Source organism: Mixta mediterraneensis (assembly GCF_014946725.1).
GTDB classification, from domain to species: Bacteria; Pseudomonadota; Gammaproteobacteria; order Enterobacterales; family Enterobacteriaceae; genus Pantoea; species Pantoea mediterraneensis.
On sequence record NZ_JACFXY010000004.1, the window covers coordinates 116,940 to 128,528 of the forward strand.

At 51.9% G+C, this 11,589-nt stretch carries 8 protein-coding genes; 3 read left to right on the forward strand and 5 right to left on the reverse strand.

Going from position 1 to position 11,589, the window contains the following annotated elements; translation table 11 throughout:
- The first annotated feature begins 283 nt into the window (after positions 1 to 283).
- On the forward strand, positions 284 to 595 hold the full coding sequence (elaB, locus tag H2P46_RS09270; protein ID WP_193404812.1) for a stress response protein ElaB: 312 nt from the start codon (positions 284 to 286) through the stop codon (positions 593 to 595).
- A 51-nt stretch (positions 596 to 646) separates the two neighbouring features.
- Here the strand turns inward: elaB and H2P46_RS09275 are convergent, their stop codons facing one another.
- A complete protein-coding gene (locus tag H2P46_RS09275; protein ID WP_193404813.1) occupies positions 647 to 2,083 on the reverse strand; it encodes a catalase in 1,437 nt (478 codons plus the stop codon).
- 215 nt (positions 2,084 to 2,298) lie between these two features.
- Between H2P46_RS09275 and H2P46_RS09280 the strand changes: the two genes are divergently transcribed.
- The gene (locus H2P46_RS09280) at positions 2,299 to 3,495 is read left to right on the forward strand and encodes a nicotinamide mononucleotide deamidase-related protein YfaY (RefSeq protein WP_193404814.1); all 1,197 of its coding nucleotides are present in this window, start codon (positions 2,299 to 2,301) and stop codon (positions 3,493 to 3,495) included.
- Positions 3,496 to 3,527: 32 nt separating this feature from the next.
- Here H2P46_RS09280 and yfaE read toward each other — a convergent pair whose 3' ends face one another.
- The 4 genes from yfaE to ubiG all read right to left on the reverse strand — a co-directional run bounded on the left by yfaE (position 3,528) and on the right by ubiG (position 8,483).
- Entirely contained in the window at positions 3,528 to 3,788 is a 261-nt protein-coding gene (gene yfaE, locus H2P46_RS09285; protein WP_193404815.1) for a class I ribonucleotide reductase maintenance protein YfaE, read from the reverse strand.
- 2 nt (positions 3,789 to 3,790) lie between these two features.
- A complete protein-coding gene (gene nrdB / locus H2P46_RS09290; RefSeq protein ID WP_193404816.1) occupies positions 3,791 to 4,921 on the reverse strand; it encodes a class Ia ribonucleoside-diphosphate reductase subunit beta in 1,131 nt (376 codons plus the stop codon).
- A gap of 77 nt (positions 4,922 to 4,998) precedes the next feature.
- Positions 4,999 to 7,284 carry a class 1a ribonucleoside-diphosphate reductase subunit alpha gene (nrdA, locus tag H2P46_RS09295; protein ID WP_193404817.1) on the reverse strand — a complete coding sequence of 762 codons (2,286 nt, stop codon included), beginning with the start codon at positions 7,282 to 7,284 and terminating at the stop codon, positions 4,999 to 5,001.
- A gap of 470 nt (positions 7,285 to 7,754) precedes the next feature.
- Positions 7,755 to 8,483: a bifunctional 2-polyprenyl-6-hydroxyphenol methylase/3-demethylubiquinol 3-O-methyltransferase UbiG gene (gene ubiG, locus H2P46_RS09300; protein WP_193404818.1), complete on the reverse strand. Its 729-nt coding sequence runs from the start codon at positions 8,481 to 8,483 to the stop codon at positions 7,755 to 7,757.
- Positions 8,484 to 8,659: 176 nt separating this feature from the next.
- On the opposite strand from ubiG, the gene gyrA reads away from it, so the two are divergent.
- Positions 8,660 to 11,299 (forward strand): DNA topoisomerase (ATP-hydrolyzing) subunit A, encoded by a 2,640-nt coding sequence (gene gyrA / locus H2P46_RS09305; protein WP_193404819.1) that lies wholly within the window; start codon positions 8,660 to 8,662, stop codon positions 11,297 to 11,299.
- Positions 11,300 to 11,589 lie beyond the last annotated feature (290 nt).

The following is an 11,589-nucleotide window of genomic DNA, read 5'->3' on the forward strand; positions in this document are numbered from 1 at the left end:
GCACTTACATGGCCTGATAATCGCAGGCAACAGGTGGATACGACAGCCGGGTTATTGAAAAATTCAGTCTGAACAAAATTTATCAGATTAATCAAAGAAGCGAAGGGAAATTGTCGCTTGCAGTGTCTGGCTCAGGTTCTTTGTACAAGTCTCAAGCGTAGCGTGAAAAGGAAAAACACGTTAACGGATGTAAACTCGGGTGATTCCTGGCAAGGGAAAGCGGCAGGGCGAAAATTAGTGGCTATAGTTAATGGACCGCTTCGCAATGTACACGGAGAAAATAATGGTGAAACAGACTGAACCGTTTGAGACTGGCCTGGATGATGATTTAACGCTGCTGACTGAAACGCTGGAAGAAGTGTTGAAGTCGTCGGGCGATCCGACAGACCAGAAATACATTGAGCTCAAAACTAAAGCGGAGCAGGCGCTGCACGATGTGAAATCACGTGTCAGCCAGGCGTCCGACAGTTATTACTATCGCGCCAAACAAGCTGCTTATCGCGCTGATTATTATGTGCATGAAAAACCCTGGCAGGGCATCGGCATCGGTGCGACCGCCGGGCTGATAATGGGACTGCTGCTGGCGCGTCGTTAAGCCGTATCAGCAGTCATAAAACGGCGGGTTTCTCCCCGCCGTTTTTGTTGGCTATTTTTCTTCGGGCAGCGCGCGTTCGACGCCAGCACCATACACTTCATCCACCTGATAAAATAAGGCAATCTGACGCTGCTGGATAAATTCTGGCACCTGTGCCAGTTCTCCGGCGATACGCTTAAACATACGCTGACGTTCTTCATCACCAATCAGCGCAAACAGCGCACGAGGCTGGCTAAAGTAATCTTCATCTTCCCGATGATTCCAGTGATCGGCGGCGCCTTCCAGCGAGAGCGGGGGTTCGCTGAAATCTGGCTGCTCCTGGAATACGCCAAAGCTGTTCGGTTCATACGTTGGGCCATTGCCGCTATTGCCATCAATACGCATCGCCCCATCGCGATGATAATTATGGAACGGGCATTTTGGCGCATTAACCGGGATTTGATGATGATTTACGCCCAGACGATAGCGGTGCGCATCGCCATACGAGAACAGCCGACCTTGCAGCATACGATCCGGCGAGAAGCCAATGCCCGGTACGATATTGGCAGGACTCATCGCCACCTGTTCCACTTCAGCAAAATAGTTATCCGGGTTGCGGTTCAACTCAAATTCACCCACTTCAATCAGCGGATAATCGGCATGCGGCCAGATTTTGGTCAAATCAAAGGGGTTATAGGGCGTCTGGGAGGCTTCCTGCTCCGGCATCACCTGTACATAAAATTTCCAGCGCGGGAAATCACCTTTTTCGATCGATTCAAACAGATCGCGTTGCGAACTTTCACGATCCTGACCGATTAAGGTTGCCGCCTCCTCGTCCATCAGATTTTCGATGCCTTGCTGGCAGCGCATATGGAACTTAACCCAGAAGCGTTCCTGTTGATCATTGATAAAGCTGTAAGTATGGCTGCCAAAACCATGAATATGGCGATAAGAGCGGGGCAGTCCACGGTCGCTAAAATCGATGGTGAGCTGATGCAATGCTTCCGGCAGATGCGAGAAGAAGTCCCATTTGTAGGTTGGATTGCGCAGATTAGTGCGCGGATCGCGTTTTACGACATGGTTAAGATCGGGGAATTTCAGCGGATCGCGCAGATAGAATACTGGCGTATTGTTGCCAACCAGATCCCAGTTGCCTTCTTCGGAGTAAAACTTGATGGCGAAACCACGAATATCCCGTTCGGCGTCGGCTCCCCCGCGTTCACCCGCTACGGTTGAGAAGCGCAAGAAAAGATCAGTTTTCTTGCCCACCTCAGAGAAAATATTGGCCCGGCTAAAACGTGTAATATCCTGGGTAACAGTAAAGGTGCCATACGCCGCAGTCCCTTTCGCATGCATGCGACGTTCAGGGATAACTTCACGGTCGAAGTGGGCCAGCTTTTCAAGGAACCACACATCTTGCAGCAGCATCGGGCCACGTCGGCCTGCGGTCATACTGTTATTGTTATGCGCAACCGGTGCGCCCGAAGCGGTAGTAAGCCCTTTTTTCATCACTATTTTTCCCTCTTATGATAAGAATTGCCGTCTGATTATCTTTTAACGATTGGGTAAACCTTTTGTACGCCCATTTTGTTTTTTTGCGCTTCGTTCGGCAATCTGGCAAAAACTATTGCTGCTATTTGGTAAAACCGTTAATCGCACAGGATTGATTGTGTTTAGTCGGCGGGCTTCCTACAGTAGAGCAACCGGCAAAAGGAGAACTGAACGTGATGAGAGTAGAAATGTTATCAACCGGTGATGAAGTGCTGCACGGCCAAATCGTCGATACCAACGCAGCCTGGCTGGCTGATGTCCTGTTCCAGCAGGGCTTACCGATGACATCTCGCAGCACGGTGGGCGACGCGATGACGTCACTGGTGGATACGCTACTGGCGCGCAGTCACGAAGCCGATGTTTTGATCGTCAACGGCGGGCTTGGCCCCACCAGCGATGATCTCAGCGCGCAGGCGGCCGCAAAGGCCTGCGGCATCGGGCTGGTGATGCAGCAGGCGTGGCTGGAAAAAATAGAGACCTGGTTTGCCAGTCGCGGCCGTACCATGGCGCCCAGCAATCGCAAGCAGGCTGAAATTCCAGCCAATGCTGAGATGCTGGATAATCCGGTCGGCACCGCCTGTGGCTTTGCGCTGCAACTCAATCGCTGCTGGATGTTCTTTACCCCTGGCGTGCCATCCGAATTTAAAATCATGGTTGAGCAGCAAATCATCCCGCGATTAAAAAGTAAATTTGCGCTGCCGGCACCACCGCTTTGTTTACGTCTGACCACCTTTGGTCGGGGTGAAAGCGATTTAGCGGCAGAGCTGGAACCGCTTGTGCTGCCAGAAGGTGTCGTGATGGGGTATCGCACCTCTATGCCAGTCATTGAAATCAAACTTACCGGTCCAGCCAGTCAGCAAGTGGCGATGGAGCAGATATGGCAGCAAATCCGCCTGCAACTGGCGGAGTGCACTATTTTTGAAGGGACGGAAGGATTACCAGCGCTGTTGGCACGTGAATTAACAGCGCGTGAGTTTTATCTGACGATCAGCGAACAATTCACGGCTGGTCTGCTGAACTGGCAGTTAGCCGCCGCAGGCGTGCCGTTGAGCGCCGCAGAAATATTGCCGCACCAGGATGAGACGCTGGAAGCTTTGGTGGCACGGACTAAAGCGCTGGCAACGCGCCAGCATACGCAGCTGGCGTTATCAGTCGGTGCATTAAAGCAAGACGAAGTATCGGTAGCGCTGCATACGCCAGAGGCGACGTGGGGACAACGGGTGAAGTTCACGCATGGTCGGCATAATCAGGAGACACGGCAGAAAGTGGTGGCGATGATGGCGATGAATATGTTGCGTCGCTGGCTATACGGCAGTGAAGTCAGCACGGGTCATGGCTGGATTGATGTGCTCGAAACGGTAAAAAATTAAAGCAAAATGGGCGCCCCAGGCGCCCATGTCAATTACAGCTCAATTTCGATCTCACCCTTTGCCTTGCAGCAACAGGGAAGAATTTCGTCCTGTTCCACAAATGCCAGCGGCGTCTCTGCGTAGTGCACTTCCCCTTTCAGCAAGCGCGTACGGCAGGAGCCACAATAGCCTTCACGACACTGAAACTCTATGCAGATGTTTTGCTTTTCCAGCATCGTCAGCAGGTTAGGGTGATCTTCTGAACACTCCAGCCGGGTGCCGGAAGTGCGCAGGATAACAACAGAACGGCTCATGCTTACAGCTGGAAGTCGTTAAAATCGTCTTCGCCCACTTCAGAGTCGATTTGACCCACCAGGTACGAACTCACTTCCACTTCCTGCGGCGCAACCTGAACGTTATCAGACACCAGCCAGGAGTTAATCCACGGGATTGGGTTAGAACGCGTCTGGAATGGCAGGTCGAGACCCACCGCCTGCATACGGATGTTAGTGATATATTCGATGTACTGACACAGAATATCTTTGTTCAGGCCGATCATCGAACCGCCACTGAACAGATATTCTGCCCACTCTTTTTCTTGCAGCGCCGCTTTCTTAAACAGTTCGAAACATTCATCACGACATTCCGCCGCAATCTCTTTCATTTCCGGGTCGTCTTCACCCGTGCGCAGCAGGTTCAACATATGCTGAGTGCCGGTCAGGTGTAGTGCTTCATCGCGTGCAATCAGGCGAATAATTTTTGCGTTACCTTCCATCAGTTCGCGCTCAGCGAACGCGAATGAACAGGCAAAGCTGACGTAAAAACGAATGGCTTCGAGTGCATTCACGCTCATCAGGCAGATATAGAGCTGTTTTTTCAGCGCCCGCATGCTAACCGTAACCGTTTTGCCGTTTACCTGATGCGAGCCTTCACCCAACAGATGCCAGTAGTTAGTCATTTCGATCAGATCATCGTAGTACTGCGAGATGTCCTGCGCGCGTGCAAGGATCTGCTCGTTCGTGACGATGTCATCAAAAACCACCGCCGGATCGTTGACGATGTTACGAATGATATGGGTGTAAGAGCGAGAATGAATGGTTTCGGAGAAGGCCCAGGTTTCAATCCAGGTTTCCAGTTCCGGGATAGAAATCAGCGGCAGCAGCGCGACGTTCGGGCTGCGGCCCTGAATCGAGTCCAGCAGCGTCTGATACTTCAGGTTACTAATAAAAATGTGTTTTTCATGCTCCGGCAGCGCCTGATAATCGATGCGGTCGCGGGAAACATCAACCTCTTCCGGGCGCCAGAAGAAGGAGAGCTGTTTCTCAATCAGTTTTTCAAAGATGTCATATTTTTGCTGGTCAAAGCGCGCCACATTAACCGGCTGACCGAAAAACATCGGCTCTTTCAGTTGATCATTTTTGTTTTGTGAAAAAGTGGAGTAAGCCATAAAAAACTGTCCAAAATTGAACGGGACGCACAAAGGCCCCGTGAAATGACTAAGGCGGGAGAGCTCCCGCCTGACCGTTAGATTTTACATGCGCCGCTTTCGCAGCCGTCATCCTGGATTGAAGGTGCCAGATCGTCCTGCGCATCTTCTGCACCGTCACGGGTGTTTTGGTAATAAAGCGTTTTTACACCGAACTTATATGCCGTCAGCAAATCCTTCAGCAGCTGCTTCATTGGCACTTTACCGTTTGCAAAGCGTGACGGGTCATAGTTGGTGTTTGACGAAATCGCCTGGTCGATAAACTTCTGCATCACGCCAACCAGTTGCAGATACCCGTCGTTGTTTGGCATTTCCCACAGCAGCTCATACTGATCTTTCAGACGCTCGTACTCTGGCACTACCTGACGCAGAATGCCGTCTTTGGACGCTTTAATACTGATGTGACCGCGTGGCGGCTCGATACCGTTAGTGGCGTTGGAGATCTGCGAAGAGGTTTCAGACGGCATCAACGCGGACAGCGTAGAGTTACGCAGGCCGTGGGTTTTAATCTGCTCACGCAGGCCATCCCAGTCCAGATGCAGCGGCTCGCTACAGATGGCGTCGAGATCTTTCTTGTAAGTATCAACGGGCATAATGCCTTGCGCATAAGTGGTTTCGTTAAACCACGGGCACGCGCCTTGCTCTTTCGCCAGCTCGCTGGAAGCTTTCAACAGATAGTACTGAATCGCTTCGAACGTTTTGTGTGTCAGACCATTGGCGCTGCCGTCAGAGTAACGCACGCCATGCTTCGCCAGGTAGTAAGCGTAGTTAATGACGCCGATACCCAGCGTGCGACGCCCCATCGCGCCACGCTGTGCGGCGGGGATGGGATAATCCTGATAGTCGAGCAGGGCATCAAGCGCACGCACCGCCAGCGTTGCCAGCTCTTCTAAATCGTCGAGGCTTTCAATAGCACCAAGGTTAAACGCCGATAGCGTACACAGCGCAATTTCACCGTTTTCGTCGTTAACATCATCCAGCGGCTTGGTTGGCAACGCGATCTCCAGGCACAGGTTAGACTGGCGAACCGGCGCGATGCTGGCATCAAACGGGCTGTGAGTATTGCAGTGATCGACGTTTTGAATATAGATACGGCCCGTTGAGGCACGTTCCTGCATCATCAATGAGAACAGATCGACCGCTTTCACGCGCTGCTTGCGGATGCTGTCATCTTTTTCGTATTTGGTGTACAGGCGTTCAAATTCATCCTGATCGGCGAAGAACGCATCGTACAGGCCCGGCACATCGGAGGGGCTAAACAGAGTGATCTCTTCGCCTTTTAGCAGACGTTGATACATCAGTTTATTGAGCTGCACACCGTAATCCATGTGACGCACGCGGTTGCCTTCTACGCCGCGGTTGTTTTTCAACACCAGCAGACTTTCGACTTCCAGATGCCACATGGGGTAGAACAGCGTGGCTGCACCACCGCGCACGCCGCCCTGCGAACAGGATTTCACCGCCGTCTGAAAATGCTTATAGAACGGAATACAACCGGTGTGGAAAGCTTCGCCGCCACGAATTGGGCTGCCCAGAGCGCGGATACGACCGGCGTTGATGCCGATACCTGCACGCTGAGAAACGTATTTCACGATTGCGCTGGAGGTGGCATTAATGGAGTCGAGACTATCGCCACATTCGATCAAGACGCACGAGCTGAACTGGCGCGTTGGGGTACGCACGCCAGACATGATAGGCGTCGGCAGCGAGATTTTAAACGTTGAGATCGCATCATAGAAGCGCCTGATGTAATCCATACGCGTATCGCGCGGATAACCTGAGAACAGGCAAGCGGCGACCAGAACATACAGGAACTGCGCGCTCTCATAAATCTCACCCGAGACGCGGTTCTGTACCAGATATTTGCCTTCCAGCTGCTTAACCGCAGCGTAAGAGAAGTTCATATCGCGCCAGTGGTCGATAAACGCGTCCATCTGTTCGAATTCTTCAACGCTGTAGTCTTCCAGCAGATGGCGATCGTATTTACCCTTATCCACCATTTTCACAACCTGATCGTACAGCTTCGGCGGTTCAAACTGGCCGTATGCTTTTTTACGCAGATGGAAAATCGCTAAACGTGCAGCGAGGTACTGATAATCGGGGGCATCGCGAGAGATGAGGTCTGCAGCGGCCTTGATGATAGTCTCATGGATGTCAGATGTTCTGATGCCATCATAAAACTGAATATGGGAGCGCAGTTCAACCTGTGACACGGAGACGTTGTTTAGCCCTTCGGCTGCCCAGTCCAGTACACGGTGAATTTTGTCGAGATCAATGCGCTCCTGGCGGCCATCGCGTTTAGTAACGAGCAGACTTTGGTTCATGTCGCGTTTTTACCTTTGCGTGAGTATCCAAAAATTAAAAGAAATCCCGGCTTATGCACAACATATTCATTGTGAATAATGTTGTGGATAAACACTACATCTAGGGGGTAAAGAGGAAATGCATAACAATATGGGGGTATATACTAGTAATTTGCGGCGGCATAACAAGAGGAAAAAATGATGATTCAAGGGTTGTTTTTTTTGCGGAATTTCTTAAGCCGCGTGTTGTAAGGCTCGCCATCGTGTCAACCGGTTTGATAAAAAATTCCGTTCCTTGATCGACCGCTGATTTTTCATTCATCGTCGCATTTTTCCAGACAGCAGGCTGGCGTTTCCTACGGCTGGGCTTAAAACGCATCGGCTGCCTGCTGACATGCACATCCGCTAAAGAGGGCGTTACCTACGCTAAGAAGACATCATGACAGGAAAATGACGACGGCGCACAAACGCGATGCTGTGCGCCGCTGAGATTAATTTTTACTGTGACGGGTATGAATCATATAGTTAACATCAACGCCACGACCCAGCCGGAATGCATTGGTAAGCGGGTTATAGTGCAAACCAATTATGTTCTGCTCGCGCAGCGGGGTTTCATCGACCCAGGCCAGCAACTCTGACGGGCGGATAAACTTTTTCACATCATGTGTGCCGCGCGGCACCATGCGCAACACATATTCCGCGCCAAATATGGCCAGCAGCCAGGCTTTAGGGTTGCGGTTGAGGGTAGAGAAAAATACCTCTCCACCGGGCTTAACTAAACGTGCGCAGGCGTGAACGACCGAACGCGGATCGGGAACGTGTTCCAGCATCTCCATGCAGGTCACCACATCGTATTTTCCGGCGCTGGCTTCGGCGTGCTCTTCCACTGTTTGCTGCACGTAATCGAGTTTTACGCCGCTTTCCAGTGCGTGCAGGCGTGCTACTGCCAGCGGCTCCGCGCCCATATCCAGGCCGGTGACCAGAGCGCCTTCTCGCGCCATGCTCTCCGCCAGAATACCGCCGCCGCAGCCGACATCCAGCACCGTTTTGCCAAATAAACCGTTGCTGTGTTGCGCAATATAACCGAGGCGCAGCGGATTAATGCGGTGCAAGGGCTTAAATTCACCTTCGAGATCCCACCAGCGCGAGGCAACGGCCTCAAACTTGGCAATTTCCTGTGCATCGACGTTCTGCTGATGATTCTGCGGCTGTGCATTCATTGAATCGTAACTCCTGACAAAATGTGGACTCAGTATAAACGCTTAACCTGCTGCGGCGCATCTTTCAAACACAAGGAAAAGCGCGTGAAATCGGTGGTTAACATTCACCAGATGAATGCAGTGTGATATACTTTCGCACCTTTAAATCCGGGATTAAGTAGAGGGATAGCGGCTCCATGAGCGACCTTGCGAGAGAAATTACACCGGTCAATATCGAAGAAGAATTAAAAAATTCTTATCTCGATTACGCCATGTCGGTCATCGTTGGCCGAGCTTTACCCGATGTGCGTGACGGCCTGAAGCCGGTGCATCGCCGCGTACTCTTCGCGATGAGCGAACTGGGTAACGACTGGAATAAACCCTATAAAAAATCTGCCCGCGTCGTGGGTGACGTTATCGGTAAATATCACCCACATGGTGATTCTGCCGTTTACGACACCATCGTTCGTATGGCCCAGCCTTTCTCCCTGCGTTATATGCTGGTGGACGGTCAAGGCAACTTCGGCTCCATCGACGGCGACTCCGCTGCTGCGATGCGTTATACCGAAGTGCGCATGTCTAAAATCGCCCACGATCTGTTAGCTGACCTGGAAAAAGAGACCGTCGATTTCGTCCCGAACTACGACGGCACCGAGCAAATTCCTGAAGTTCTGCCAACTAAAATTCCTAACCTGCTGGTTAACGGTTCGTCCGGTATCGCAGTGGGCATGGCAACGAACATTCCGCCACACAACCTGCGCGAAGTGATTAACGGCTGCCTGGCTTACATCGAAGATGAAAACATCAGCGTTGAAGGGTTGATGGAGCACATTCCGGGGCCTGATTTCCCTACTGCGGCCATCATCAATGGTCGTCGCGGTATCGAAGAGGCGTATCGCACCGGTCGCGGCAAAATTTACATTCGCGCCCGTGGCGAAGTAGAGGCTGACGCGAAAACAGGCCGTGAAACCATTATCGTCCATGAACTTCCTTATCAGGTAAATAAAGCGCGCCTGATCGAGAAGATTGCGGAGCTGGTAAAAGAGAAGCGTATTGAAGGCATCAGTGCGTTGCGTGACGAGTCTGACAAAGACGGCATGCGCATCGTCATTGAGATCAAACGCGATGCGGTCGGCGAAGTGGTTCTGAATAACCTGTATTCCCTGACACAGCTGCAAACTTCGTTCGGTATCAATATGGTGGCGCTGCATCAGGGCCAGCCGAAGATTATGGCGCTGAAGGAGATTCTGGAAGCCTTTGTTCGCCATCGCCGTGAAGTTGTTACGCGTCGTACTATTTTCGAACTGCGTAAAGCGCGCGACCGTGCACACATCCTTGAAGGGCTGGCGATTGCGCTGGCGAATATCGATCCGATTATTGAGCTGATTCGTCGGGCGCCAACGCCTGCAGAAGCGAAAAGCGGCCTGATCGCGCAGCCATGGAAACTGGGTAATGTTTCCGCCATGCTTGAGCGCGCCGGTGATGACGCCGCCCGTCCAGAGTGGCTGGACGCCCAGTTTGGTATTCGCGACGGCCAATATTATCTGACCGAACAGCAGGCGCAGGCCATCCTTGATTTACGTCTGCAGAAGCTGACGGGACTTGAGCATGAAAAACTGCTCGACGAGTACAAAAACTTACTCGATCAGATCGCCGAACTGATTAACATCCTGCAAAATGCGGAACGTTTGATGGAAGTCATTCGTGAAGAGCTGGAGTTAATGCGCGATCAGTTTGGCGATGAACGCCGAACCGAAATCACGGCTAACAGCGCTGACATCAATATTGAAGATCTTATCAATCAAGAAGATGTTGTCGTAACGCTGTCACATCAGGGTTATGTCAAATATCAGCCGTTAACGGATTACGAAGCGCAGCGCCGTGGCGGTAAAGGCAAATCAGCAGCCCGTATTAAAGAAGAAGACTTTATTGATCGTCTGTTAGTTGCTAATACGCACGATACGATTCTGTGCTTCTCAAGCCGTGGTCGTCTGTACTGGATGAAGGTCTATCAGCTGCCGGAAGCCAGCCGTGGCGCGCGTGGACGACCCATCGTCAACCTGCTACCGCTGGAAGCCAACGAGCGCATCACTGCTATTTTGCCGGTCCGCGAGTACACTGAAGGCTTTAATATCTTCATGGCAACCGCCAGCGGTACGGTGAAGAAAACGGTCCTGAAAGAGTTCAGCCGCCCACGTAGCGCCGGTATTATTGCGGTCAACCTGCGTGAAGATGATGAGCTGATTGGCGTGGCGCTGACCAACGGTAGCGATGAAACCATGTTGTTTTCCGCGGCGGGCAAGGTGGTGCGTTTCGCCGAAACGGCAGTCCGTGCAATGGGACGTACCGCATCGGGCGTTCGTGGCATCAGGCTGGCAGAAGGCGATCGCGTTGTGTCGCTGATTGTGCCGCGTGAAGATGGCGCCATTCTTACCGTGACGCAGAACGGTTACGGTAAACGTACCGCTAACACGGAATACCCAACCAAATCGCGTGCGACTCAGGGCGTTATCTCGATCAAAGTCACTGAACGTAACGGCCCGGTAATTGGTGCGGTGCAGGTCGTTGACAGCGATCAGATCATGATGATTACCGATGCGGGTACACTGGTTCGCACGCGCGTTTCAGAAGTCAGTATCGTGGGCCGTAATACGCAGGGTGTCATTCTGATTCGTACCGCAGAAGACGAGAACGTAGTGGGTCTGCAGCGTGTGGCTGAACCGGTTGAGGAAGAAGAGTTAGATTCCATTGATGGCAGCGTCGCAGAAGGTGATGACGATATTGCACCGGAAGCTGACATCGACGATGAAGACGAAGCGGCTGACGACGAAGAGTAATGTTGTGCCAGGCTGAAATTCAGGCTTAACGGTAAACGGCAGGTCAGGGGAAACCCGACTTGCCGTTTTTATCTAATGGCTTACCTGCCTCAACTGAACCGCATTAAATTTTACGCAGCGCCTGTTAATACGGGTTGCTGGATCGTTACGTCTGAAACCCTGATACGCCAACGTTCCCTGTTCCTAAATCCCTGTCAGATCAGCCCCCGGCTGGCTTTTTTCGCATGATAAAGCTAGTGTATGGGCATTCCACATTCATCACGCGATTCACCTTGCCAACTGCGAGTTTC